Genomic DNA, 25,224 nt, shown 5'->3' on the forward strand with positions numbered 1-25,224 from the left:
CGACGCCGTCCCACTAGTTGGTGGGCGTGGGGCGGGTGGGGGTTGATCGACACCCCCCCCCCCCCCCACCGCTGCCGTATCCGGGCTCAGTTCGTACCGACTCGTGCCAACAGGTCCACGATCCGGGTCTGCACCTCGGTGCTCGTCGAGCGTTCCGCGAGGAAGAGGACCGTCTCCCCCGAGGCCAGGCGCGGGAGTTCGGACTGGTCGACGGCGGCGGTGTAGACGACGAGCGGGGTGCGGTTCAACTGGCCGTTCGTCCGCAGCCAGTCGATGATTCCGGCCTGGCGGCGGTGCACCTGAAGCAGGTCCATCACCACGAGGTTGGGCCGCATCTGCGCGGCCAGCGTCACGGCGTCCGCGTCGGACGCGGCCCGGGCGACCTGCATGCCACGCCGTTCCAGCGTCGCGGTCAGGGCGAGCGCGATCTCCGCGTGCTCCTCGATGAGCAGGACGCGCGGCGGGTGCTGCTCGGAGTCACGCGGCGCGAGCGCCTTCAGCAGGATCGCCGGGTCCGCGCCGTACGCCGCCTCGCGCGTCGCCTGGCCGAGTCCCGCCGTCACGAGGACGGGGACCTCGGCGGCCACGGCGGCCTGGCGCAGCGACTGCAGTGCCGTGCGGGTGATGGGGCCGGTCAGCGGGTCGACGAACAGGGCGGCCGGGTAGGCGGCGATCTGGGCGTCCACGTCCTCGCGGGAGTTCACGATGACGGGCCGGTAGCCGCGGTCGCTCAGCGCCTGGTGGGTCGTCGCGTCCGGCGCGGGCCACACCAGCAGCCGGCGCGGGTTGTCCAGCGGCTCCGGCGGCAACTCGTCGTCCATCGGCTGCGGATGCGGCCGGTCGGGGACCTCCACGGCGCCACCGGGACCGTCGAGCGGCTCCGGGCCTTCGTCCGCGTTCTCGTCGGGCGCCCCTATGGCGTACGACCGCCCGGCACCCTCCGTACGGCCCGTCAGCCGGGACTGTCCGGCGAGGGACGGCTGCGGCGGAAGCGGGACCTGCCCGGCGAGCGAGGGCTGCGACACCTGCGCGGCCGGCTGCTGCGGCTGGGCCGTCGGCTGGGCCGGGGGCGGGGTCTGGCCGGTGGCGATACGCATACCGGCGCCGTTGGTCAGGGTGGACTGCGGGTGGGGGCGCGCGGCGGTCTCGGGGCGGTCGCCGGTCGGCTGGGGCGGCGTCCCCAGCTTGCGGCGCCTGCCGGAACCACCGGGCTGGTTCGGGGCGGGCGTGGCCCCGGTCTGGGGCTGCGCCTGGGTGCCCGCCGCTGCCTGTCCCTGCGTCTGCGCCTGCGCCTGGGGGCCGCTTTGGCGGGAGAACGGGACGCCCTGGCCGAGCGTCCGCACGCTGATCGCCCGGCCGTGGGTGGAGTTGGGGTCCAGCGGAGCGGGTGCGGGGGCCGGCGGGGTCGCCTGAGCCTGGGGGCGGGCCTTCGCCTTCGCCTGGGCAGGGGCCGCGGCTTCGGCGGGCAGCGGCTGCGCGGCGCGCGGCTGCTGCTGTACGGCGACCTCCGGCGGCAGCGGGGTGCCCGAGGAGGGGGTCGACTGCGGGGGCAGCGGCGCCTGCGGAGCGGCTACGGGGATACCGGCGCCGGAGGTCTCGTGGCGGGGGTCGGGCCAGGACTGGGGCTGCGGCTGCGGTGCGCCGGGGGTCGCGGCCTGGGCCTGAGCGGCGAGGGGCTGAGCGGCGAGGGGCTGGTGCGCGCCCTGCACGGCCTGAACCCCTGGTACGGCCTGAACTCCTGGTACGACGACGGACTGCCCGACGGCTCCGGCCTGCGCGGGCACCGGCTGCTGTCCACCGGGGGCCCCTTGCGGCGGGACGGTGCCCTGCGCGGCGAGGGGGTGTCCGGCGCCGGGCTGTCCGGGGGCGGCCTGGGCGGCAGCGACCTGTGCGGCGCCCACCGGAACCCCCTGCGGAGCACCGGACTGGGCGGCGACCGCTGCCGGGACGGCTACGGCATGAGGGGCGCCCGGGACACCCTGGGCGGACACGGCGGGTTGCGCGGCGGCCACCGCAGCGCCCTGCGCGGGCACCGGCTGCGCGGGTCCGCCCTGGGGGGGAATCCCCTGCGCGGGAGCGCCCTGGGCGGGCACCCCTTGCGCGGGCGCCATCGTGGCGACGCCGTCGCCCTGCTGCGGAGCGGGCTGCCGTACCGCCCTGCGGCGGCCCGTCGGGGTGGGCACCGGGTGCGGCTGTGGAGGCGTGTGGTCGCCGGCCGGGTTGTGCGGCGCGGCGTCATGGCGGCCGTCGTCGACACCAGCGGCCGGGGCACCCGGCATCTGGCCCGCGGCGGGCACTTGACCCATGCCGGGCGTCTGGCCCTGGTTCACGCTGGGCGCCTGACCGGCACCGGCGGCCTGACCGGCATCAGGGCCCTGCCCCGCGCCGACCGCCTGACCCGCACCCGGGCCGGTGACACCCTGGGGCATCTGCTGCCCGGCCCCGGCGACCTGCGGCCCGATCCCGGCGGCGGGAACCGGCCCGCCGACGGGCACAACTCCCCCGGCCTGCACGGCTCCTGCGGCGGGCGCCGGCTGCCCGGCGGGTACCGGCTGCCCGGCGGGTGCCGGGTGCGCTTCAGCGGCAGGGACGACGCCCCCGCCCGCACCGGCTCCACCCTGGCCGCCTTCAGCTTCGTACCCCTCCCCGCCCTGCACGGGCGCGGCGGGCATGGCGGGCATGGCGGTTCCGGCGGGCAGCGGCATCGGCATGGGCGCGCCGGGCGCACCCGGGCCCGCGGGCAGGGGGACCGGACCGAGGCCGGCCGCCTGCGCGTACTCGGGCCCCCGGTCGGCCTCGGCCGGCGGCAGTGCGAAGACGGGCCGCGCACCCGGCTCGGGCGCGGGGGCGGAATCCTCCCCGCTCCCGAGAGCACGTCGACGGCGCCCGGTGGGCTGCTGGGCGCCGGAGGTCTCAGCGGAACCGGAGCCGGACCCGGAGCCGGACCCGGAGTCGGCGGCCGTCGCCTCGGGCACGGCGGGGCTCGGCCCCGCGGGCAGCGCCGGAGGCAGTGCGTTCTGTGCGGCGGGCTCCCGGCGCGCGCGCCGACCGCTGGGCGCGGGCACACCCCCCGGCGGCACCGTCCCGCCCAGTCCGTTGGCGACGGCGGCGGCACCCGCCGCGTGCTCGGCCGCCGTGACGACCGCGCCCTCGGTGGCCACGGACTCAACAGCGGCATCGCCCGAGGCACCCGGCCCACGCCGCCGTCCGGTACCCCCGGCGCCCTCGGCCTCGGCACCCTGCGCGGCCACGGAACTGTCACCGGCACCGACCGCGTCCTCGGCCCTGCGCCTGCGCCGCCCGGTCGGGGCGACAGGGGCCTCGCCCTCGCGGCTCTCGGGAGCGTCCTCGCTCTCCAGGAACGCGTCCACCGAAGACCGCCGCGCACGCCTGCGCCCGCCACCACCGGCGGGCTGTTCGGGCAGGGCGACCTCGGCACCGGTGGCCACGGCCCCCGAGTCGGCCACCACGGCGGGCACCGCGGCGGCGGGCACGGCACCGGCACCGCCACCCAGCGGCACCTCCAGCACATACGCGCTGCCGCTCATCCCCGGCACCTCGACCGTCTGGAGCACACCGCCGTGCGCCCGCACGATCCCCTGGACGATCGGCTGGTGCACCGGGTCTCCCCCGGCGTACGGCCCGCGCACCTCGATCCGGACGACCTCGCCGCGCTGCGCGGCGGCCACCACGACGGTGTTGTCCATGTAGCCGCCGGTGGACATGGGCGCGTTGCCCGTCGCGTCGACACCGGCGACATCCGCGACGAGATGCGCCAGCGCGGTCGCGAGCCGGGCCTGGTCCACCTCGGCCTCGATGGGCGGCGCGTGCACGGCGAACTGCACCCGGCCCGGCCCGACCAGCTCCACGGCGCCGTCGACACCGGCCGCCACGACCGCGTCGAGCATGACGGCCGTACGCACGAGGACGTCCTCGCCCGCGTCGATCCGCTGATAGCCGAGCACGTTGTCGATGAGCGTCGTGATCCGCGAGTACCCGGCGGTCAGATGGTGCAGCACCTGGTTGGCCTCGGGCCACAACTGCCCGGCGTCATCGGCCGCGAGCGTGCCCAGCTCACCGCGGAGCTGGTCGAGCGGGCCGCGCAGCGAGGTGCCCAGCACGGCGAGCAACTGCTCGTGCCGCGCGGCCAGCGCCTCGTACCGGTCCTTCTCGCGCTCCCCGAGCGCCGCGTACCGCTCGTCCCCGGCGGCGAGTTCCTCGGCGTGCTGCTCGCTCAGCTCGGCCAGCTCGGCGGCGTGCTCCTCGCGTACGCCCGCGAGTTCCTCGGCGTGCTCCTTGGCGAGCCGCTCCAGCTCCTCCGCGTGCGTCTCGGCCTCGGCGTCCTTCTCCTCGGCGAGCTTGTCGTACGGCCGCCGGTCGGTGAACGTCATCACCGCGCCGACGAGCTGGTCCCCGTCACGCACCGGCGCGGTCGTCAGATCGACCGACACCTTCTCGCCGTTCTTCGACCACAGCACCTGCCCGCGCACCCGGTGCTTGCGCCCGGACCGCAGCGTGTCCGCGAGCGGCGACTCGCCGTACGGGAAGGGGGCGCCGTCCTCGCGGGAGTGCAGCACGAGGGTGTGCAGCTCGCGTCCGCCGAGGTCACTGGCCCGATAACCCAGTATCTGGGCGGCGGCCGGATTGACGAGGACGATCCGCCCGTCCGTGTCGGTCCCGACCACGCCCTCGGACGCGGCCCGCAGGATCATCTCGGTCTGCCGTTGCGAACGCGCGAGTTCGGCCTCGGTGTCGACGGTGCCCGAAAGATCCCGTACGACCAGCATGAGCAGCTCGTCATTGGCGTAGCCGTAACCGTCGTACGCCTGCTGCCCGTTCTCCAGATTCGCGCTTGTGACCTCGACCGGGAACTCGCTGCCGTCGGTCCGGCGGGCGGTCATCCGGGTCGGCTTGGTCCGCCCCGTCGGGTCCATGGTGTCGGGGCGTCGCATGGAGCCCGGGATGAGCCGCGAGTCGAACTCGGGCAGCAGGTCCAGCAACCCGCGCCCGACCAACGCGGTCCCGGGGGTCTCGAAGGCCTCCAGGGCGATCGTGTTGGCGTTGACGACGGTCCCATTGGCGTTGACCAGCACCAACGCATCGGGCAGCGCGTCCAGTATGGCTGCGAGGCGAGCAGCGCCTCGGGATGGCCTGCTGCTCACGAGACGCTTCCTCCCTGTTACCGCACCTTGCCGACCGCTGGGCCCATGGCCATCTTGCCAACCGACCCACCACGTGTCACGCGAGGGAGTCTACGGGCAGAGGTTGCGCTCGCGACGCCGGATGAGAGGGAGGTCGCACACCGAACATACGGAGATGGCGTGACTGTGCGGACGGGGATGCCGTGACCGTGTGTTTTGCCGGACGGCTTTGTCGGCGGCACATATGTACGGACTGTGCGCGACTGTCGAGGAGGCTGTCCGCGCCGCCCGCCGGGTGGCTGGTTTCCCTTCCCTTGCTCCCTCGTGTTCCTTGCTCCCTCGCTCCCTCGTGGTTCCTTGCGAGTCCCTCCTTCTTCCTTCCTTCTTCCTTATGCGCGGAGGTCCGGCAGTACGGGCACCAGTGCGTCCCAGCGGGCGATCTCGCAGCCGTTGCCGCGGTCGAAGCGGGCGTCGACGCGACGCCCGGCCCAGGTCCCGGTGACGTACGCGGTGGCCGGCCCGCCGTACTGCATCGTGCACATGGTCCCGGAGCCGACCGGCGCGAACGGGTCCTTCCCCCATGTCGTGCGCCGGTCCAGCTGCCCACACGCCTCGCGTGCGTCCGGGTGGCTGCCTCCTTGGGGATGGCACCGCAGCTCGAACGTCCCGTCCGCCCCGCCCCCGGCGTCCCGCACGGTGACGGTCAGCCGGTCCCCGGGCTCGGCGGCCGGCGTGGGCATGGGCAGCGAGGCCCGCGACACCGCCTCGGCGGCGTACGCGTCCGGCGCCACCGGCGCGAGCGTGCCGGCGGCGGCCGCGGCGAGCGAGGCGGCGGCACCGAGGAACAGCCGGCCCAGGGCGGCGGGGCGGCCGGAGGGAGCGGCCTGAGGGAGCGGGTGCGCGGCTGGGGTGCGGTCGGAGGACTGCGGGTGCGCGGCGGGCGGGTGGTCGGAGGGCCGCGGGCGGGCGGCGGGAGGGCTCAGCAACATGACCTGACTAACGGCACGCCCGTCCCACGGTTGCGGCACCGCCGCGCACCGTCTCCACCCCTCCCCGCTGACCCTCCCCTCCGCCCTCATCGCCGGCCCGTCGCACCACTCCCGACGTGCCATACGGCTTTGCCCTGCGGCCTCTCCGCCTAGTACCGTGGGAGGCGATTGGTGACAGCCCACTCGGCTGTGTCATCATCTGCACGCACCACTCGCGCTCGCGCGGGAGGTTGTGCTGGAGGCGTCGCCTAGTCCGGTCTATGGCGCCGCACTGCTAATGCGGTTTGGGACTTCAATCCCATCGAGGGTTCAAATCCCTCCGCCTCCGCGCTTGATCACCGAAGCCCCGGTCCACCCGACCGGGGCTTCGTCGTTCCCACCCTGCCCCGATAGCGCCCCAGACGGCTGTATCCCCAGGTCACAAGGGGTATGGCAAACGGATTTCACATGGCGACGGCAGTCATGTAATGTTCTTCCTGTCGCCGCGAGCGGGCCGAAAGGACCGGGACCGGCAGAAAACAGAACAAGCACTCGTAGCTTAACGGATAGAGCATCTGACTACGGATCAGAAGGTTGCAGGTTCGAATCCTGCCGAGTGCACATTGACCGAAGGCCCCGGAGAGATCCGGGGCCTTCGGCGTTCGTGCTGTTCGTGCTGTTCGTGGGGCCCCGCGGGGGTGGGTGGAGGGGGTCGGGGGCGGGCTGGGGTTGGAACGGGGCGGACTGGGGGACAGGTGTGGGCGCATACTGGTCGCAATGACAAAGCCAGGTGCACCGAAGCGCTATTTGCCCACCAGTCCCTTCAAGGCCCCGGTAGCCCCGCCTCCCAAGCACTTCGCGGTGGGCGACCAGGTCACGCACGACATGTACGGTCTCGGCCGGGTGATCGGCATCGAGGACGGGATCGCCGCGCTCGTCGATTTCGGGTCGGCGAGGCAGCGGATCTTGAGCCCCTACACCAAGATGAGCAAGCTGTAGGGCCTCGGGCGGTACGGGGTCGGTCTCCGCGCCCCGTAGCCCCGGCCCGCGCCGAGCCGTCTCCCCCCTGAGCCGGCTGGGCAGAACGTCTTCGCTGGTCGGAGGCGTTGTCAGTGGTGCCCTCTAATGTCGTGGGGGATGGCACGCGTGTGGAGATGTACGGGGCTGCGGTGGGGTGCGGACGGACCGCTGCTGGGGTGGGCGGGCGGACGCGGGAGTCCGTTGCCGCGGGGTAAGGCGGTGGCTTTCGGGGTCGTGAGCGAGGGGCGGCGGACGTGCGTCGGGGCTCGGGGGAACCCGTGTCCGGTGCGGGCGGAGGTGCCGGGGCGCAGTACCGGCGCCCGGTGCGAGGAGTGTGCGCGGCTCGACCGGGCGCATTCCGTGGCCGCCGACACGATCGCCGATGATCCGCGGCCGTACCACGTCTACCTCGCGTGGTTCGGGCCCGGCATGGTGAAGGTCGGGATCACGGCGGTCGAGCGGGGATCGGCCCGGCTGCTGGAGCAGGGAGCGGTCTCCTTCGGGTGGCTCGGGCGGGGGCCGCTGATGGCCGCGCGGCGGGCCGAGGAGGTGCTGCGGGCCGCGCTCAAGGTGCCGGATCGGATTCCGTACGCCGAGAAGCGGGGTGTGCGTGACGGGCTTCCGGCCGTCGTCGAGGAGCGCGTCGCGGAGTTGGCGGTGCTGCACGGGCGGGCCCTGGGGCTCGCCGGGTGGCCCGAGTCGCTGGAGCCCGTGCCGTTCCAAGCCGTCGATCACTTCGGGGTGTTCGGGCTCGACGGGCTGCCGGCCGCGGACGGTGTGGTGGGCGAGCTGGTCGCGGGTGGGGCCGTGGGCGGTGAGGTCCTGGCCGTCGCCGGGCCCGATCTGCATCTGGCCACCGGGCGCGGGGTCGTCGTCCTCGATACGCGGCTCATGACCGGGTGGGAGCTGACCGCTCCCGCCGGCGCCGGGGCCCATGACGCCCTCACCGTGCCCGTACGGCAGTTGAAGGGCAGAGGGGACGGGAGCGTGCAGGACGGGCTGTTCTGAGGGGGCAGCGGGCAGCGGCCGGGGTCGGCGAAGCATGACGGCGCTTGCATAAAGGCGGGGTCAGGGGCGGGTGCGGAGGCAGTGGCGCCGGTGGCCGTGAAGCTGTGGGTCCGCGGTGAGGATGCCTGGGGAATGCCGTGGAAACGATCAGAAACGTGCTGGTCGTCGGGGGTGGTGTCCGAGAAGTCGGGGTTCTTCCCAGGGGTTGCCTGAGAGGTACCTGTGCGTTTCTTAGAAAAATCACAGGTTCCAGAAAGGGTGTTCTCAGGGGGCCCCGACAAGGTGTCCAGCATGACCACGACCTCGCCCCAGGGGCGCACCGAACTGCTGAGGCCGGACGGGAGCCCCGTCCGAGTGCTTGTGGTGGACGACGAGCTGTCGATCACCGAACTGCTGTCCATGGCCCTGCGCTATGAGGGATGGCAGATCCGGAGTGCGGGGGACGGCACGGGTGCCATCCAGACCGCCCGGGACTTCCGGCCCGACGCCGTCGTCCTCGACATGATGCTTCCCGACATGGACGGGCTGACCGTCCTCGGGCGGCTGCGGCGCGAGCTGCCGGACGTGCCGGTGCTCTTCCTCACCGCGAAGGACGCGGTCGAGGACCGGATCGCCGGGCTCACCGCCGGCGGCGACGACTACGTCACCAAGCCGTTCAGCCTCGAAGAGGTCGTCGCCCGGCTGCGCGGGCTCATCCGCCGCTCCGGTGCCGCCGACCGCCGCTCCGACTCCGTGCTCGTCGTCGGTGACCTCATGCTCGACGAGGACAGCCACGAGGTGTCGCGCGGCGGGGCGAACATCCACCTCACCGCCACCGAGTTCGAACTGCTGCGGTTCCTCATGCGCAACCCGCGGCGGGTGCTCAGCAAGGCGCAGATCCTCGACCGTGTGTGGTCGTACGACTTCGGTGGCCAGGCCAACGTGGTCGAGCTGTACATCTCGTATCTGCGGCGGAAGATCGACGCCGGGCGCGAGCCGATGATCCACACCCGGCGTGGGGCCGGCTATCTGATCAAGCCCGCCGCGTCATGAGCGGGCGACGACGGACACGTACGCAGTGGCAGCCGAAGCTGCGGCGAGGGCGAGGACGACAGCCACGCACGCTGCGTACGCGGCTCGTCGTCTCCGCGGTGGCGTTGATCGCGGTGGTGTGCGCCGTCATCGGGACGGTGACGACCGTGGCGCTGCGCTCGCATCTGTACGAACAGCTCGACGACTCCGTCAGCGAGGTGGTGGGGCGTGCTGCGGGCGCCGGCCCCAAGAACGCCCCTCCAGGCGCCACGCAGCCCAAGCCCGACGATGAGCGGGACCCCAACAAGAAGGAGACCGGTCCGCCGGACCTGGGAACCTTCGTCACCAGGGGTCCGCAGTCGATGATCGGCACCATCGCGGCGAAGGTCGAGAACGACACCGCCACCGAGGGCATGGTCGGCAAGGAGTCGACCTCCGACAACGGCGTCAAGGACGCCACGGCGGCCGCGCTGAGCGCGGACCAGCTCGCCGAGCTGAACACCGTCCCCAAGGACGAGGGAGCCCACACCGTGACCATCACGGGGCTCGGCGACTACCGCGTGATGTACCGGAGCGGTGACAACGGCGCCTACTACGTCGCCCTGCCCACTACCGACGTCGACAACACCCTCAGCACCCTCATCGCCGTGGAACTCAGCGTCACCGGCGCCGGTCTCATCGCCGCCGGCATCGCCGGCTCCGTCCTCGTCGGTGTCGCCCTGCGCCCCCTGCGCAAGGTCGCCTCCACCGCGACGCGGGTTTCCGAACTGCCGTTGCACACGGGCGAGGTGACCCTGAACGAGCGGGTGCCGGCGTCCGAGACCGATACGCACACCGAGGTCGGCCAGGTGGGCGCGGCGCTCAACAGGATGCTCGACCACATCCACGGCGCCCTGCACTCGCGGCAGGAGAGCGAGACGCGCGTACGCCAGTTCGTCGCGGACGCCAGTCATGAGCTGCGGACGCCCCTCGCGTCCATCCGGGGCTACGCCGAGCTGACCCGGCGCGGCAGGGAGGAGATCGGGCCCGACACCCGGCACGCGCTCGGGCGGATCGAGTCCGAGTCCGGGCGGATGACCATGCTCGTCGAGGATCTGCTGCTGCTGGCGCGGCTCGACGCCGGGCGGCCGCTGCAGTTCGAGCAGACCGACCTCATCCCCCTCGTCGTGGACACCGTCAGCGACGCGCGGGTCGCCGGGCGCAGCCACAACTGGCGGCTCGACCTGCCGGACATGCCCGCGCTCGTGTCGGCCGACGCGGCACGGCTTCAGCAGGTGCTCGTCAACCTGCTGGCGAACGCGCGGACGCACACGCCCCCCGGCACCACCGTCACCGCCCGCGTCCAGCGGCGTGGGCCGTGGATGTGCGTCGATGTCGAGGACGACGGGCAGGGCATCCCGGAGGAGTTGCTGCCGCACGTGTTCGAGCGGTTCGCGCGGGGCGACTCGTCGCGGTCGAGGGTGTCCGGGTCGACCGGGCTCGGCCTCGCCATCGTGCAGGCCGTGGCCGACGCGCACGGCGGTGCCGTGACCGTCGACAGCGTGCCCGGCAGGACCGTGTTCACCGTGCATCTGCCGGCCCTCGGCCGGGAGGTGCCGCTGTACGACGACGCCGCGAACTGGCAGCTCGACGACGAGCGGTACGACGGTGAGCAGGACGGGGAGTTCGACGGAAACGACCTGGTGACCGGCGCAACAAACTGGCAATCGGACTCACAGGCACACCACAGTGTGAGCACACGGGCATAACAGAGCGGCTCGCGAATGTAGTTCACATGCGAACCGACTCTTCTCCCGGCACCCTGCCGGCGCGGGAGCACCTCCCGGCCGGAAACGCCGGTACGCCTGTCCTGGACGTAGTGATCCCCGTCTACAACGAGGAGAAGGACCTCCAGCCGTGCGTCCTCAGACTGCACGAGCACCTCGCGCGCACGTTCCCGTACGCCTTCCGCATCACGATCGCGGACAACGCGTCCACGGACACCACCCCGCAGGTGGCCGCGCGGCTGGCGGCGGAGCTCCCCGAGGTCAGGTCGTTCCGGCTCGACCAGCAGGGGCGCGGGCGGGCCCTCAGGACCGTGTGGTCCGCGTCCGACGCGCCGGTCCTCGCCTACATGGACGTGGATCTGTCGACGGACCTCAACGCGCTGCTCCCGCTCGTCGCCCCGCTGATCTCCGGTCACTCGGACCTGGCGATCGGCTCCCGGCTCGCCCGCTCCTCGCGGGTGGTGCGCGGCACCAAGCGGGAGTTCATCAGCCGCGCGTACAACCTGATCCTGCGCGGCTCGCTCCAGGCCCGCTTCTCGGACGCGCAGTGCGGGTTCAAGGCGATACGCCGGGACGTGGCCCAGGTGCTGCTGACGCTCGTCGAGGACACCGGGTGGTTCTTCGACACCGAGATGCTGGTGCTGGCCGAGCGCGCCGGGCTCAGGATTCATGAGGTGCCGGTGGACTGGGTCGACGACCCGAACTCGACCGTGCACATCGTGAAGACCGCCACCGACGACCTCAAGGGTGTCTGGCGGGTGGGGAAGGCGCTGGCCACCGGGTCCCTCGCGCTGGACCGGCTCGCCCGGCCGTTCGGGGACGACCCCCGCGACCGCGAGATCCAGGACGTACCGCGCGGCCTCGCCCGCCAGCTCCTCGGCTTCTGCGTGGTCGGCGCCCTCTCCACCCTCTTCTACCTGCTGCTCTACAGCGGCTTCCGGACCTTCTCGGGGTCGCAGATCGCCAACGCGCTCGCCCTGCTGGTCTCGGCGGTCGCCAACACGGCGGCCAACCGGCGTCTGACCTTCGGTGTCCGCGGCCGGAGCGGTGTCGTCAAGCACCAGGCGCAGGGCCTGGTGGTGTTCGGCATCGGTCTGGCGCTCACCAGCGGCTCGCTGGCCGCCCTGAACGCGGCGACCTCCGACCCCGCGCACTCCACGGAACTGGCGGTGCTCATCGCCGCCAACCTCGCGGCGACGGTGCTGCGGTTCCTGCTCTTCCGGGCGTGGGTGTTCCCGGAGAGGCGTGACGGCCTCCCCGCCTCCGCCGAGGGTTCGACCGTCGTCGCCTCGCACCACCCGGACCCGCACCACCCGGACCCGCACCACCCGGACCCGCACCACCCGGACCCGTACCGCCCCGCCTCGCACCGTCCCGCCTCGCCCGTCCACGCGACCGCCGGGACGGTACGGCCGGGGCAGCCGGGACCGTACGGCCATCAGGACCGGTTCCAGCCCGGGTACACCGCGACCGGCACGACCAGCGGCACGACCACCACGACCCCGTTCCGCGCCGGTGAAGCCGCGGACGACCGCACCTGGGGGGACGCGACCATGCGGATGCGGCCGGTGGCCCCGCACGATCAGGATTCGAGGAACGCACGATGACCACGCAGTTCGAGACGACGAGCCGACCGGGGGGTCCGGGCCCGGGGCCCGACTGGGGGCCGGCGACGACAGCCCACCAGGAACCGGTGGTTCCGGAGGCGCCCGCCGAGCCCACCGCCCCCGAATCGGGTGAGCCCGGGCAGCCCTTCGCGAAGCGGCTGTGGAGAGGCCGCCCGGAGGACAACCGCTGGATCCGCCCCGGCTTCCTCCTCACCCTCCTCCTCATCGGCGGCCTCTACACCTGGAACCTCACGGCCTCCGGCTACGCCAACTCCTTCTACTCGGCGGCCGTGCAGGCGGGCAGCCAGTCCTGGAAGGCCTTCTTCTTCGGGTCGCTGGACTCCGCCAACGCCATCACCGTCGACAAGCCCCCGGCCTCGCTCTGGCCGATGGCGCTGTCGGTGCGGCTCTTCGGCCTCAACTCCTTCGCGATCCTGTTCCCGCAGGTCCTGATGGCCGTCGCCACCGCCGGGGTGCTCTGGGCGGCCGTACGCCGTCGCTTCAACTCCACGGCCGGCTTCATCTCCATGGCGGTGTTCGCGCTCACGCCCGTCGCCGCGCTGATGTTCCGCTTCAACAACCCGGACGCGGCCCTCGCGCTGCTGATGGCCGCCGCGGTCTACTGCACCCAGCGCGCCCTGGAGAAGGCGCGGACGAAGTGGCTGGTCTGGGCCGGTGTCGCCATCGGCCTCGCCTTCCTGGTCAAGACGCTCCAGGCCTTCCTGATCCTGCCGGTCCTCGCGCTCGTGTACGTCCTCTTCGCACCGGCCCCGGTGAAGAAGCGGGTCGGCCAGGTGCTGCTCGCCGGGCTCGCGATGGTCGTCTCCGGCGGCTGGTGGGTCGCGATCGTCGAGCTGTGGCCCGCGTCCTCCCGCCCGTACATCGGCGGCTCGCAGAACAACTCCTTCCTCGAACTGACCTTCGGCTACAACGGTCTGGGCCGCCTCAACGGCGAGGAGACCGGCAGCGTCGGCGGCGGGGGAGGCGGCGGTGGCGGCAACTGGGGCGAGACCGGCTGGGACCGGATGTTCAGCTCCTCCATCGGCGGCCAGATCTCCTGGCTGATCCCGGCCGCGCTGATCCTGCTCGGCGCCGCGATCTGGGCCACCCGGAAGCTCAGGCGCACGGACACCACCCGCGCGGCCTTCCTCCTCTGGGGCGGCTCACTGCTGATCACCATGGTGGTCTTCAGCTTCATGCAGGGCATCTTCCACGAGTACTACACCGTGGCCCTCGCCCCCTACATCGCACCGCTGATCGGCATGGGCGCGGCCCTGCTCTGGGACCAGCGGACCAAGTTCTGGGCGTCGATCACCATGGCGGCCGCGATGACCGCCACGGCCGTCTGGGGTTACGTCCTCCTCAACCGCTCCTCCGACTACCTGCCCTGGCTCAAGTGGGTCGTGCTCGTCGGCGGTCTGGTCGCCGCGCTCGGCCTGGTCTTCGTGGCCAAGCTGGGGCGTGAGCTGGCCCTGGCGGTCGTGGGCCTGAGCTTCGTCACCGCCCTCGCCGGCCCGACGGCGTACACGCTCACCACCCTCGACGAGGGTCACACCGGCTCGATCGTCACGGCCGGCCCGTCCGTCCAGGGCGGCCGGGGCGGCGGTCCGGGCGGCGGTGGCGGCATGGGCGGCGGTCCCGGTGGCGGCGGTGGCGGTATGCCGGGCCAGAACAACCAGCAGGGCAACGGCCAGAACCAGCAGGGCAACGGTCAGATGGGCCAGCCCCCGACCGGCGGCTTCGGCGGCCAGCAGGGTCAGAACAACCAGAACAACCAGAACAACCAGCAGGGGCAGCAGAACGGCAACGGCCAGACCCAGAACGGTGACGGCGGTCGCATGGGTGGCGGCGGTGGCGGCATGGGCGGCCTGATCAACGGCACCTCCGTCAGCGACGAGGCCAAGGAACTGCTGGAGAAGAACGCGAGTGACTACACCTGGGCCGCCGCCGCCATCGGCGCCCAGAACGCGGCGAGCTACCAGCTCTCCACCGGCGACCCGGTCATGGCGATCGGCGGCTTCAACGGCACCGACCCGTCCCCGACCCTCGCGGAGTTCAAGGAGTACGCGGCGGACGGCAAGATCCACTACTTCATCTCCAGCGGCTCCGGCGGCGGCATGGGCGGCGGCGGCAGCAGCGACGGAACCTCCTCGCAGATCACCTCCTGGGTCCAGGAGAACTTCGAGTCGGTGACGGTCGACGGCACGACGTTCTACGACCTGACGCAGGCGAAGTAACGCCGGGCGCGGTGATGGCGGGGCGGTGGCCCGGGGCGCGGATGAACCCCTGGGCCACCGCCCTTTTCGTACGCCGCCGCCGACGCCTTTCGTACGCCGCCGCCTCTCGGCCGCCGCTGACGAGGGCTTTCGTAGGTCGCCGACAAGTGCGTTGTACGCCGTATAGGAGATGTTCTACGGTGTACAGCATGTCGACCCCCGCCGCCCCCTCCACCCAGGGGCATCCGCAGCGCTGGCTGATCCTCGGCGTTATCTGTCTCGCGCAGCTCACCGTCCTGCTGGACAACACCGTGCTGAACGTGGCGATCCCCTCCCTCACCGAGGAGTTGGGGGCGGCCACGTCGGACATCCAGTGGATGATCAACGCGTACTCGCTGGTGCAGTCGGGCCTGCTGCTCACGGCGGGCAGCGCGGCCGACCGCTATGGCCGCAAGAAGATGCTGATCGCGGGTCTGGTGCTGTTCGGCATCGGCTCGCTGGTGGCCGGACTCGCCCAGTCCACCGGGCAGTTGATCGCCGCGCGGGCCGGGATGGGTGTCGGCGGCGCGCTGCTGCTGACCACGACCCTCGCCGTCGCCATGCAGATCTTCGCGCCCGAGGAGCAGCCGAAGGCGATCGGCATCTGGGCCGCGGTCAACGCGCTCGGCTTCGCGGCCGGTCCCCTCCTCGGCGGCTTCATGCTCGGCCACTTCTGGTGGGGCGCGATCTTCCTGATCAATCTGCCGGTCGCCGCGCTGGGGGTGGTGGCCGTGATCGCCCTCGTCCCCGAGTCGAAGAACCCGCAGGGGGACCGGCCGGATCTGCTGGGCGCGCTGCTGTCGACCATCGGTATGACCGCCCTCGTCTACGCGATCATCTCGGGCCCCGAGCACGGCTGGACGTCCGGGCGGGTACTGGCCACGGCCGCCGTCGCCGTGGTCGTCCTCGGGGCCTTCGCCTACTGGGAGAGCCGGATCCCGTACCCCATGCTCGACCCGCACTTCTTCCGCGACCGGCGGTTCACGGGTGCCGTCGCCGGAGCCGTCCTCATCACCTTCGGCATGGGTGGCGCGCTGTTCCTGTTGACCCAGCACCTGCAATTCGTCCTCGGCTACGACGCGTTGGAGGCGGGACTGCGGACCGCGCCCCTCGCCCTGGTCGTCGTCGCGCTCAACTTCTCCGGGCTGTCGGCGAAGTGGACGGCGAAGCTGGGGATGCCGGTGTCGATCGCGCTGGGCATGGTGCTGATGTCCGGCGGGCTGGTCTCCATCGCCACGATGGCCTCCGGCGGTTATGCCGGGACCCTGCTCGGGCTGATGCTGATCGGGGTGGGCTGCGCGATCGCCAACCCCGCGATGGCACACGCGATCATGAGCGCGATTCCGCCGGCCAAGGCGGGGGTGGGGGCCGGGATCAACGGCACGCTCGCGGAGTTCGGCACCGGGCTGGGGGTGGCCGTGCTGGGGGCGGTGCTCAACTCCCGGTTCGCGGCGCTGATTCCGGTGGCGGCGGTGTCCCTGCCGGGGGCGTTGGGGGCGGCGGGATCGGAAGCGGAGCGGGGGCGGATCGTGGACGCGTTCGCCTCCGGGCTGCAGACGAGTCTGCTGGTGGGGGCCGTGGCTGTGCTGCTCGGGGGGTTGGTGGCGGCGGGGCTGCTGCGCAGGGCGGAGAGGGCCGACGCGGAGTTGGTGGTCGCCTCATAGCTCGGGGGGTTCTGTGATCTCGCGACTGCGGGTGCGTCGTGGCTGATCGCGCAGTTCCCCGCGCCCCTTCGGGCGCGCTGCACGCCTAGCATCGTCACCAGTGGAGGAACGCAGGAGCCACGTCTCGGAAGGTGCTTCATGGTGAGGGCTGACGGTCGGGCCGAGGGTCCCACGCGGGCCAGTGTCTGGCTGGAGGGGAAGGTACGGGCCGGGCGGGGTGGGCAGCCGTCGGGGCTGGACCGGGAGCGGATCACCGGGACGGCCGTGCGGCTGCTGGACGCGGAGGGGCTGGCCAGGTTCTCGATGCGCCGGCTGGCGGCCGAGCTGAACGTGACGGCGATGTCGGTCTACTGGTACGTGGACACCAAGGACGACCTGCTGGAACTGGCGCTCGACCAGGCGTACGACGAGATGCGGCTGCCCCCAGCGGACTCCGACGAGGACTGGCGGGACCAACTGCGCACCCTGGCCGGGGAGTACCGGGCGGTGCTGGTCCGCCACCCCTGGGTGTCACCCCTCGCCGGCACCTTCCTGAACATCGGCCCGCACGCGCTGGACTTCTCGCTCGCCGTGCAGCGCGTGATCCGCCGCACCGGGCTGCCCCCGCGCGGCCAGGCCGGGGCCATCGCGGCGGTCTTCCAGTTCGTGTACGGCTTCGGCACCATCGAGGGCCACTTCGTGCAGCGCTGCGCCACCGCCGGCATGACCCAGGAGGAGTTCTTCCGGCACGCCATGAGCGCCGTGTCCGACTCCCCCGAACCCCACGAGGTCATCCAGCACTCCGCGGACCTCATGGAGGCCCGCGGCGGCGACACCGTCGAGGAGATGCGCGAACGGGACTTCACCTACGCCCTGGAGACCCTCGTCGCCGGCATCGAGGTGATGGCGGAACGGGGCTGATCGTTCCGGGCCGGCTACTCCCCGGTCACCAGGTGCGCGGGGAAGCCGCCGGTGGCGACCGGGCCCCACTTCACCGGGGTGATCCGGATGATCGACTTGCCCTGCTTGACCATGGCGGCCCGGTACTCGTCCCAGTCCGGGTGTTCGCCCGAGATGTTGCGGAAGTACTCCACCAGCGGCTCGACCGAGTCCGGGGAGTCGATGACCTCGGCCGTGCCGTCGATCTGGACCCAGGGGCCGTTCCAGTCGTCGCTGAGGACGACGACGCTCACGCGGTCGTCGCGCTTGGCGTTACGGGTCTTGGCGCGCTCGGGGTACGTGGAGACGACGATGCGGCCCGAGTCGTCGACGCCGCAGGTCAGGGGGGAGGCCTGGGGGCCGCCGTCGGCGCGGCGGGTGAGGAGGAGTGCCCGGTGCCGGGGGCGTACGAAGTCGAGGAGCTCTTCGAGGGAGACCGAGGTGTTGGTCGCGATGTTCCTTGCCATGGCGCCCAGCGTAGGGGCAGGGGCGCCTAGTAGCTCGGGGGGTTCCGTGCGTGGGCGGGTGCGGGTGCGTCGTGGCTGATCGCGCCCACGCGGCGGAGCCGCACATCGATACCGCCCCGCGCCCCTTGCGGGAGCGCCCCGCGCCCCTTGCGGGAGCGCTCCGCGCCCCTTGCGGGAGCGCCCCGCGCCCCTTGCGGGAGCGCCCCGCGCCCCTTGCGGGAGCGCCCCGCGCCCCTTGCGGGAGCACTACGCGCCCCGCCCCTGCGCCGCCTGCACGTCCAGCTCCACCCTCAGCGTCGTCCCGATCGCCGCGATCCCCGCCTGCACCACCTGGTTGTAGTTCATGGCGAAGTCCTCGCGGCGGAGTTCGGTGGTGGCCCGGAACGCGGCGCGGGTGCCGCCCCAGGGGTCCGCGCCGGTGCCGAGGTAGGCGAGGTCCAGGTCGACGGGGCGTACGACCCCGCGCATGCCCAGCTCGCCGTGGACGGTCCAGCGGTCCGGGCCGGCGGGGGTGAGGCCCGTCGAGACGTAGGTGATCTCCGGGTGCCGTTCGACGTCCAGGAAGTCCGGGGAGCGCAGATGCTGGTCCCGCGTCGCGTTGCCCGTGTCGATCGAGGCGGCCCGGATCACCGCCTCCACGCGGGACTTGGTCCCCTCGTCCGGGGCCGGGGCGATCTCGATCGAGGCCGAGAAGTCGGTGAACCGGCCGTGGACGCTGGAGATGCCGAGGTGCTGGGCCATGGCGGCGACGGACGAGTGGGCGGGGTCGACCGTCCAGGGCCCGGGCGGCGGCAGTTCCGCACCGCCGAGCCGCGCGAGCGTGACCGTGCCGACCTCGGCCCGCCCGCTCGCCGTCACCAGCGCGCCCGCGGCGAACGGCGCGTAGCCGACCGCCGTGACGATCACCGTGTAGGCGCCGGGGGCGAGCGGCGCCGGTTCGTGCACGCCCCCTTCGGCGTCCGCCTCGGCCCGCAGGATCTGCGTGCCGGTCATGTCGGTCACCGTGACGACCGCGTGCGACACGGCCCATCCGTCCCGGGTACGGATCCTCGCGGTCAGTCCCATGTCCGTCCAACTCCTCAGCATGCGACCGGCCGGTGGAGCGGGGGTGGCTCCACCGGCCGGTGGTCCGACTACTCGCCGGGCTACCGGCGGGGCTACTCGCCGGGGTGGGCGAGTTCGATGTCGTGGCCGTCGACGCCGGGTCCGGCGACCGTCAGGGCCGTGGCTACGGGCGGGTAACCGGTCGCGATGACCGTGTACTCGCCGCCGTCCAGATCGGTGAAGGCGTACGCCCCGTCCGCACCGGTGGTGGCCGTGCCGACCACGTTGCCCGCCGCGTCGACGAGGGTCACGCGGGCGTCGGCCAAGGCCCCGCCCGGCGCCCGTACGACCCCCTGGAGCCGGGCCCCGGCCGCCAGGTCGATCTCGATCCGGGTGACCCCGGTGCCGCCGACCTCGACGGGCAGCGCGCGCGGGCGGAACCCGGCGGCGTTCACCGCGACGGTCACCCCGCCCGGCACCAGCTCGCCGAAGCCGAACTCGCCCTGTTCACCGGTGACTCCACTGGCCAGCACATCGCCGCGCACATCGGTCACCACGACCATGGCGTCCTTCACGCCCTGCCCGTCCCCGGCGGCCCGCACCACACCGCTCAGCCCGCTCGTCCCGCTCAGCAGGATGTCGTACGCGACCGGCTCGCCGCCCACGACCACGGTGGACGCCTGCGGCTGGAACCCGTCGGCGGCCGCGATCAGGACGTACGACCCGGCGGCGGGCGCGTCCACCGCGTAGACCCCGTCGGCCCCGGCGACCGAACGGCCGAGCTGTCGCCCGCCGAGCGAGATCAGGGTGACGGCGGCCCGGGGCACGGGCGCGTTCTCGGCGCCACGGACGTGACCCCGTACGGGAATCCCGCCACCGTTGCTCGATGCCGGCGCGGCGGCCAAGGCGGAGGCGGAGGCGGAGGCCGGAGCCCGGTCCTCGTCGGAGGCCGCAGCGACCGAAGCCATGGCCATGGCGGGCGCGGGCGACACCTCCGGCGTCTCCGGCACGTCCGCCGCCTGGGCGAGCGCTCCGGTGGTCCGCAGCGGGACCTCCTTGATGAAGAGGGAGAAGACGAGGGCGAGGGCGGCGAAGGGGGCGGCGTAGAGGAAGACGTCTCCGATGCCGTTGCCGTACGCGCTTTCGATGACCGTGCGGATCGGGGTGGGCAGCGCGTCCAGGTCGGGGATCTCGCCGTGGCCCGTGGAGGAGCCGGAGACACCGATCTTGGCGAGGCCCTCCTCGGCGTAGTGCGAGATCCGGTGGCTCAGGACGGCGCCCAGCGCGGAGACGCCGATCGCGCCGCCGAGGGAGCGGAAGAAGGTGACGACCGAGCTGGCGGCGCCGAGGTCGCTCGGGGCGACCTGGTTCTGGGTGCACAGCACCAGGTTCTGCATCATCATGCCGACGCCGAGCCCGAGCAGCGCCATGAAGATCGCCACGTGCCAGTACGCGGTGTCGTACCGGAGGGTGCCCAGCAGCGCGAGGCCCGAGGTCACCAGCACACCGCCGGCGAGCAGCCAGGCCTTCCAGCGGCCGGTGCGGGTGATGACCTGCCCGGAGACGGTCGACGAGACGAACAGACCTGCGATCATCGGGATGGTCAGCACACCGGACATGGTCGGCGACCTGTCGCGGGCCAGCTGGAAGTACTGGCTGAAGAAGATCGTGCCCGCGAACATCGCGACACCGACGAAGAGCGAGGCCAGCGACGCCAGCGCGATCGTCCGGTTGCGGAACAGCCGCAGCGGCATGATCGGCTCGCTCGCCTTCGACTCCACGAGCAGGAACACCGCGAGCAGCGCGACCGTCCCGCCGACCATGGCGTACGTCTGCCACGACACCCAGTCGTACTTGTCACCGGCGAAGGTCACCCAGACCAGCAGCAGGCAGACCGCCGCGGTGATGAGGAACGCGCCCGCCCAGTCGACCTTGACCTTGCGCCTGACGACCGGCAGGTGCAGGGTCCGCTGGAGCACGATCAGGGCGATGACCGCGAAGGGCACGCCGACGTAGAAGCACCAGCGCCAGCCCAGCCAGCTGGTGTCGGTGATGACACCGCCGACCAGCGGGCCGCCGACCATGGCGGTCGCGAAGGTGGCGCCGAGGTAGCCGTTGTACCGGCCGCGCTCACGCGGGGAGATCATCGCCGCGAGGATGATCTGGGCCAGCGAGGAGAGGCCGCCCATGCCGATGCCCTGGACCGCGCGGAATCCGATGAGCATCCCGGCGTGCTGGGACAGTCCGGCGGCGGCCGACCCGAGCACGAAGATCACGAGGGCCAGCTGGATCAGCAGCTTCTTGGAGAAAAGGTCGGCGAGCTTGCCCCACAGCGGGGTGGACGCGGTCATCGCCAGCAGCGACGCCGTCACCACCCAGGTGTACGCGCTCTGCCCGCCGCCCAGGTCCTTGATGATGTCCGGCAGCGCGTTCGACACGATCGTGGACGACAGGATCGCCACGAACATGCCGAGCAGCAGCCCGGTCAGTGCTTCCATGATCTGCCGGTGGGTCATCGGGGCGTGATCGCCACCGCCGTGGGGGGCACTCTTGGCGGTGCCTCCTCCGTGCTTGGCGTGAGCCCGCACACCGGCTGGTGTGGTCGTTGCCATGGGGCTTCCTTTTCCTGTGTGCTCTTTGCGGGTGTACGGGTTGCTGCGGTGGCCTCTCAAGCGGGCGTACCGGTCGTCCTGGTGGGCGCGGGTACCTGCTGTACGGCCGTACGAGGCTGCTGTACGGCTCCCGTACGGGGCGGCGCGGTGGCGTCGAAGCTGTCGCGCAGCCGGCCCAGGAGCCGGGCGAGCTGTCCGACCTCGTCGTCGGACCAGTCGCTGAGCCGGTCGGCCATCAGCCTGCTGCTGCGCCGGTCCAGTTCGGCGATCACGGCCCGGCCCTCGGGGGTCGGGCGCAGGATGCGGGAGCGTTTGTCCAGCGGGTCGGGGAGGCGTTCGATCCAGCCCCGCTCGGCGACGTGCGCGACATGACGGCTGGTCACGGACATGTCCACCGCGAGCAGTTCGGCGAGCCTGCTCATCCGCATCTCGCCGTGCCGGCCCAGCAGGGTCAGGACTCCCGCCGATCCGCCGGGGCACTCGTGCGGCAGCATCCTGGTGAGCTCCCGCTTCACGGCCCCGAGGGCGCTGAGCTGACGGACCAGCTCCTCGTAGTGCGCTTGCCCGGCCATGGAGTCCCTCCCGTGGTTGTTGCTTAGGGCAACCATAGGAGTGGATGGTTGCTACAGGCAAATGAAATCGGGCGTCCGCGGCTCAAGTCTTGGCAAAGGAGAACGTTCGGGTGGTCGTGGGCGGACCACCCCGCTTGGGCGCGTCCTCCCCGATTCGCTAAGGTCTCGGGGCATGGCTGACAACCAGGGCCCCCAGGGCAACCACGACCCCGCGGGGAGCACGCAGATGTTCCGCGCCTTCGTCGACGAGACGCCGTCCGGGGGGCGGGGGGCTGCGGCTGAGGCCGCCTCCAAGCCGCGGGTTGGTGTGATCGTCGGTGTGATCGCGGCGGTGGCTGTTGTGGCCGCGGTGGTCTGGCTCGCGCTGGCGTAGTCACTTGCCCGGCGGAGGGGCGCCTACCCGTCTGCCGGGTGCGGGTTCATCGGCGGCCGCGGGTGCGTGGGGCTTCTCGCGCAGTTCCCCGCGCCCCTGAAAAGCAGGGGCTGCGCCCCACGCTTCTCATGCCGCAGCCCCGCCCGCCTTCCGGCCCGCAGGCCGGTCGCCTTTCATGCCGCAGCCCGTCGCCTTTCAGACCCGCAGGGCGTGGTCCTTCGTGCGCCCGAGCCGTGGTCCTTCAGGCCCGCCAGGGCCTGAATCTTTTAGGGGCGCGGGGAACTGCGCGACCAGCCCCCACCGGACCCGCACCCACCCACCCAAACGCACCCCTCACCCACGTACGACAACCGCCGGGCCGCCCCCTGCAAGGGCACCCCGGCGGTCACGTGTCAACGTGGTGGTTGGGCTCAGTCCGAGATCAGGCCCTCGCGGAGCTGGGCCAGGGTCCGGGTGAGCAGGCGGGAGACGTGCATCTGGGAGATGCCGACCTCTTCGCCGATCTGCGACTGCGTCATGTTCGCGAAGAACCGGAGCATGATGATCCGACGCTCCCGCGGCGGCAGCTTGGCCAGCAGCGGCTTCAGCGACTCCCGGTACTCCACGCCCTCCAGCGCCGTGTCCTCGTAGCCGAGGCGGTCCGCGAGGGAGCCCTCGCCGCCGTCGTCCTCGGGGGCCGGCGAGTCCAGCGACGACGCCGTGTACGCGTTGCCGACGGCGAGGCCGTCGACGACGTCCTCCTCCGACACACCCAGCACCGCGGCGAGTTCGGTGACCGTCGGGGAGCGGTCCAGCTTCTGGGACAGCTCGTCACTGGCCTTGGTGAGGGCCAGCCGCAGCTCCTGCAGCCGGCGCGGAACCCGCACCGACCACGAGGTGTCGCGGAAGAACCGCTTGATCTCGCCCACGACCGTCGGCATCGCGAACGTCGGGAACTCCACGCCCCGTTCGCAGTCGAAGCGGTCGATCGCCTTGATCAGGCCGATCGTTCCGACCTGGACGATGTCCTCCATCGGCTCGTTGCGCGACCGGAAACGTGCGGCGGCGTAACGCACCAGCGGGAGGTTGAGCTCGATGAGGGTGTCCCGGACATAGGCACGCTCGGGGCTGTTCTCGTCGAGTGCGGCCAGCCGCAGGAACAGGGAGCGGGACAGGGTGCGGGTGTCGATGTTCGCCGAGGCCGACAAGGCCGGAAGGTCAGTCACCGGCGGAGCCTGGGGACCGGGAAGGCCCTCAAGCGCCTGAAGGTCCTGAGGGGCCTGGATAGCGTCGGGCGCGGTCTCGCTCTTGTCGAGCGTGAGCACCTTCGAGCTGCCCTGGTCTGCGGACATGCCACCCCCTTTGGGTCGCGGACGGTCGCGGCGGACGCTCCGTCGTAAGGAACGCAGCCTCCACCTGAATACCGGCGGCGAGGCCACGGCAAACGCGCTGGGGAGAGAATGTCACACGTCGGCAACACGATGTAGTGACATGTCGACATGGAGAGGGTGAATAGGCCCTGGAAACAGATGGTCTGATGGGTTTTCAGCGCAGATCCGTCGGAAAAACCGTCAATGAGCGATTCGCTCTCACCGGTGACATCTCGACAGCGCATTCGGTCACGCCCATGGCCTGCACACGCGCACCGCTGGCCGATTCTGTGCGCCCCGCCTGCCATCGTGCGCCCCGCGTGCCCCATGGTCCATCCGGGACCTTTCGGAGGGCCTCGGTTACCGAAGGTCACCCACCGGGCCCCCGGGGCAGCGCCCCAAAGCGGCGCGGGGAACTGCGCGACCGGCCACGCGCGAACCCGTACCCGCGAAACCACGGAAACCCGGCAGACGAGTAGGCGCCCCACCCCCGAGCGGAGCGCCTACGCCTCGATCCGGTTGGCCGACCGCAGCCGCGCGAAGCTCCGGGCCAGCAGCCGCGACACATGCATCTGGGAGACCCCGAGCTCCGCGCTGATCTGCGACTGCGTCAGATTGCTGTAGTAGCGGAGCAGGAGGATCCGCTGTTCGCGCTCGGGAAGCTGGACGAGGAGATGCCGTACGAGGTCACGGTGTTCGACGCCGTCCAGCTCGGGGTCCTCGTAGCCGAGCCGGTCGAGCAGCCCCGGCATCCCGTCGCCCTCCTGGGCCGCCTCCAGGGAGGTCGCGTGGTACGAGCGGCCGGCCTCGATGCAGGACAGGACCTCCTCCTCAGTGATGCGCAGCCGCTCGGCGATCTCGGCGGTGGAGGGGGTGCGCCCGAAGGCGGTGGTGAGGTCCTCGGTCGCGCTGTTCACCTGGACCCACAACTCGTGCAGCCGACGCGGGACGTGGACCGTGCGGACGTTGTCGCGGAAGTACCGCTTGATCTCGCCGATGACGGTCGGCATCGCGAAGGTCGGGAACTGCACGCCCCGGTCCGGGTCGAACCGGTCGATGGCGTTGATCAGTCCGATGGTCCCGACCTGGACCACGTCCTCCATGGGCTCGTTGCGGGAGCGGAAGCGGGCGGCCGCGTAGCGCACGAGCGGGAGGTTCGCCTCGATAAGCGCCCCCCGCACGCGGTTGTGCTCCGGAGTGCCGGGCGCCAGATGCTTCAGCTCACCGAACAGCACCTGGGTGAGGGCCCGGGTGTCGGCGCCGCGACGTTTCTCCGGGGCTGGGGCGCTGGCCTGGGCCGTGACCTGGGCCGACGCGGGGTCGGGAGCCGGGACTTCTTCCTGGGGAGGCGCAGTACTGGCCGACACGGTCAACGCCACCTCTTCATCCATCAACTCAACCGTCAAAAGCGGTCATAGCATCACAAGACATGTGCACTGTGATCAAGCA

At 72.0% G+C, this 25,224-nt stretch carries 17 protein-coding genes and 2 tRNA genes; 11 read left to right on the plus strand and 8 right to left on the minus strand.

The genetic code is table 11. The features are described from left to right. Positions 1–86: 86 nt before the first annotated feature. Together ABT147_RS23790 and ABT147_RS23795 are read right to left on the minus strand one after the other, a co-directional pair. The gene (locus ABT147_RS23790) at positions 87–5,162 is read right to left on the minus strand and encodes a hybrid sensor histidine kinase/response regulator (protein WP_351409341.1); all 5,076 of its coding nucleotides are present in this window, start codon (positions 5,160–5,162) and stop codon (positions 87–89) included. 368 nt (positions 5,163–5,530) lie between these two features. Beyond that, positions 5,531–6,130 carry an SSI family serine proteinase inhibitor gene (locus ABT147_RS23795; RefSeq protein WP_351409343.1) on the minus strand — a complete coding sequence of 200 codons (600 nt, stop codon included), beginning with the start codon at positions 6,128–6,130 and terminating at the stop codon, positions 5,531–5,533. 237 nt (positions 6,131–6,367) lie between these two features. Between ABT147_RS23795 and ABT147_RS23800 the strand changes: the two genes are divergently transcribed. The 10 genes from ABT147_RS23800 to ABT147_RS23845 all read left to right on the plus strand — a co-directional run bounded on the left by ABT147_RS23800 (position 6,368) and on the right by ABT147_RS23845 (position 17,340). After that, positions 6,368–6,458, plus strand: a tRNA-Ser gene (locus ABT147_RS23800). A gap of 199 nt (positions 6,459–6,657) precedes the next feature. Next, positions 6,658–6,730: transfer RNA gene (locus ABT147_RS23805), tRNA-Arg, on the plus strand. A 156-nt stretch (positions 6,731–6,886) separates the two neighbouring features. Then, positions 6,887–7,108, plus strand: a complete 222-nt coding sequence (locus tag ABT147_RS23810; RefSeq protein WP_013002359.1) for a hypothetical protein — start codon at positions 6,887–6,889, stop codon at positions 7,106–7,108. 138 nt (positions 7,109–7,246) lie between these two features. Continuing rightward, entirely contained in the window at positions 7,247–8,137 is an 891-nt protein-coding gene (locus ABT147_RS23815; protein ID WP_351409346.1) for a DUF2797 domain-containing protein, read from the plus strand. A gap of 291 nt (positions 8,138–8,428) precedes the next feature. Next, complete coding sequence (locus tag ABT147_RS23820; protein ID WP_351409347.1) at positions 8,429–9,169, plus strand: response regulator transcription factor; 741 nt, start codon at positions 8,429–8,431, stop codon at positions 9,167–9,169. After that, positions 9,166–10,896: a sensor histidine kinase gene (locus ABT147_RS23825; RefSeq protein ID WP_351409349.1), complete on the plus strand. Its 1,731-nt coding sequence runs from the start codon at positions 9,166–9,168 to the stop codon at positions 10,894–10,896. Before ABT147_RS23820 ends, ABT147_RS23825 begins: the two co-directional genes overlap by 4 nt. Before the next feature lie 26 nt (positions 10,897–10,922). Then, positions 10,923–12,521, plus strand: a complete 1,599-nt coding sequence (locus ABT147_RS23830; protein WP_351409351.1) for a bifunctional glycosyltransferase family 2/GtrA family protein — start codon at positions 10,923–10,925, stop codon at positions 12,519–12,521. Further along, on the plus strand, positions 12,518–14,758 hold the full coding sequence (locus ABT147_RS23835) for an ArnT family glycosyltransferase (RefSeq protein ID WP_351409353.1): 2,241 nt from the start codon (positions 12,518–12,520) through the stop codon (positions 14,756–14,758). Before ABT147_RS23830 ends, ABT147_RS23835 begins: the two co-directional genes overlap by 4 nt. Before the next feature lie 188 nt (positions 14,759–14,946). Further along, positions 14,947–16,440 (plus strand): MFS transporter, encoded by a 1,494-nt coding sequence (locus ABT147_RS23840; RefSeq protein ID WP_351409355.1) that lies wholly within the window; start codon positions 14,947–14,949, stop codon positions 16,438–16,440. Between the two features lie 138 nt (positions 16,441–16,578). Continuing rightward, positions 16,579–17,340 (plus strand): TetR/AcrR family transcriptional regulator, encoded by a 762-nt coding sequence (locus ABT147_RS23845; protein ID WP_351409358.1) that lies wholly within the window; start codon positions 16,579–16,581, stop codon positions 17,338–17,340. Between the two features lie 14 nt (positions 17,341–17,354). Here the strand turns inward: ABT147_RS23845 and ABT147_RS23850 are convergent, their stop codons facing one another. From ABT147_RS23850 to ABT147_RS23865, 4 genes are all read right to left on the minus strand, one after another. Then, entirely contained in the window at positions 17,355–17,825 is a 471-nt protein-coding gene (locus tag ABT147_RS23850; RefSeq protein ID WP_351409360.1) for a PPOX class F420-dependent oxidoreductase, read from the minus strand. A gap of 246 nt (positions 17,826–18,071) precedes the next feature. Then, positions 18,072–18,890, minus strand: coding sequence for a YceI family protein (locus ABT147_RS23855; RefSeq protein WP_351409362.1), 819 nt, complete (start codon positions 18,888–18,890; stop codon positions 18,072–18,074). Positions 18,891–18,982: 92 nt separating this feature from the next. Next, positions 18,983–21,385: an MFS transporter gene (locus ABT147_RS23860; RefSeq protein ID WP_502983143.1), complete on the minus strand. Its 2,403-nt coding sequence runs from the start codon at positions 21,383–21,385 to the stop codon at positions 18,983–18,985. A 152-nt stretch (positions 21,386–21,537) separates the two neighbouring features. After that, the gene (locus ABT147_RS23865; protein WP_351409366.1) at positions 21,538–22,053 is read right to left on the minus strand and encodes a MarR family winged helix-turn-helix transcriptional regulator; all 516 of its coding nucleotides are present in this window, start codon (positions 22,051–22,053) and stop codon (positions 21,538–21,540) included. 172 nt (positions 22,054–22,225) lie between these two features. Here ABT147_RS23865 and ABT147_RS23870 point away from each other — a divergent pair, with 172 nt between their 5' ends. Beyond that, positions 22,226–22,426, plus strand: a complete 201-nt coding sequence (locus tag ABT147_RS23870; protein ID WP_351409368.1) for a hypothetical protein — start codon at positions 22,226–22,228, stop codon at positions 22,424–22,426. Between the two features lie 410 nt (positions 22,427–22,836). Here the strand turns inward: ABT147_RS23870 and ABT147_RS23875 are convergent, their stop codons facing one another. Then, positions 22,837–23,757, minus strand: coding sequence for an RNA polymerase sigma factor SigF (locus tag ABT147_RS23875; protein ID WP_351409370.1), 921 nt, complete (start codon positions 23,755–23,757; stop codon positions 22,837–22,839). Positions 23,758–24,278: 521 nt separating this feature from the next. After that, positions 24,279–25,166 (minus strand): RNA polymerase sigma factor SigF, encoded by an 888-nt coding sequence (locus ABT147_RS23880; protein ID WP_351409373.1) that lies wholly within the window; start codon positions 25,164–25,166, stop codon positions 24,279–24,281. Between the last annotated feature and the right edge of the window lie 58 nt (positions 25,167–25,224).

This window comes from Streptomyces sp. NPDC001868 (genome assembly GCF_040297125.1).
Lineage (GTDB): Bacteria > Actinomycetota > Actinomycetes > Streptomycetales > Streptomycetaceae > Streptomyces.

Bases quoted from the DNA above. Each gene is read 5' to 3' on its own strand.
- ABT147_RS23795 (WP_351409343.1), bottom strand. From the start codon at position 6,130: ATGTTGCTGAGCCCTCCCGCCGCCCGCCCGCGGCCCTCCGACCACCCG.
- ABT147_RS23810 (WP_013002359.1), top strand. From the start codon at position 6,887: ATGACAAAGCCAGGTGCACCGAAGCGCTATTTGCCCACCAGTCCCTTC.
- ABT147_RS23815 (WP_351409346.1), top strand. From the start codon at position 7,247: ATGGCACGCGTGTGGAGATGTACGGGGCTGCGGTGGGGTGCGGACGGA.
- ABT147_RS23820 (WP_351409347.1), top strand. From the start codon at position 8,429: ATGACCACGACCTCGCCCCAGGGGCGCACCGAACTGCTGAGGCCGGAC.
- ABT147_RS23825 (WP_351409349.1), top strand. From the start codon at position 9,166: ATGAGCGGGCGACGACGGACACGTACGCAGTGGCAGCCGAAGCTGCGG.
- ABT147_RS23830 (WP_351409351.1), top strand. From the start codon at position 10,923: ATGCGAACCGACTCTTCTCCCGGCACCCTGCCGGCGCGGGAGCACCTC.
- ABT147_RS23835 (WP_351409353.1), top strand. From the start codon at position 12,518: ATGACCACGCAGTTCGAGACGACGAGCCGACCGGGGGGTCCGGGCCCG.
- ABT147_RS23840 (WP_351409355.1), top strand. From the start codon at position 14,947: ATGTCGACCCCCGCCGCCCCCTCCACCCAGGGGCATCCGCAGCGCTGG.
- ABT147_RS23845 (WP_351409358.1), top strand. From the start codon at position 16,579: ATGGTGAGGGCTGACGGTCGGGCCGAGGGTCCCACGCGGGCCAGTGTC.
- ABT147_RS23850 (WP_351409360.1), bottom strand. From the start codon at position 17,825: ATGGCAAGGAACATCGCGACCAACACCTCGGTCTCCCTCGAAGAGCTC.
- ABT147_RS23855 (WP_351409362.1), bottom strand. From the start codon at position 18,890: ATGGGACTGACCGCGAGGATCCGTACCCGGGACGGATGGGCCGTGTCG.
- ABT147_RS23860 (WP_502983143.1), bottom strand. From the start codon at position 21,385: ATGACCCACCGGCAGATCATGGAAGCACTGACCGGGCTGCTGCTCGGC.
- ABT147_RS23865 (WP_351409366.1), bottom strand. From the start codon at position 22,053: ATGGCCGGGCAAGCGCACTACGAGGAGCTGGTCCGTCAGCTCAGCGCC.
- ABT147_RS23870 (WP_351409368.1), top strand. From the start codon at position 22,226: ATGGCTGACAACCAGGGCCCCCAGGGCAACCACGACCCCGCGGGGAGC.
- ABT147_RS23875 (WP_351409370.1), bottom strand. From the start codon at position 23,757: ATGTCCGCAGACCAGGGCAGCTCGAAGGTGCTCACGCTCGACAAGAGC.
- ABT147_RS23880 (WP_351409373.1), bottom strand. From the start codon at position 25,166: ATGGATGAAGAGGTGGCGTTGACCGTGTCGGCCAGTACTGCGCCTCCC.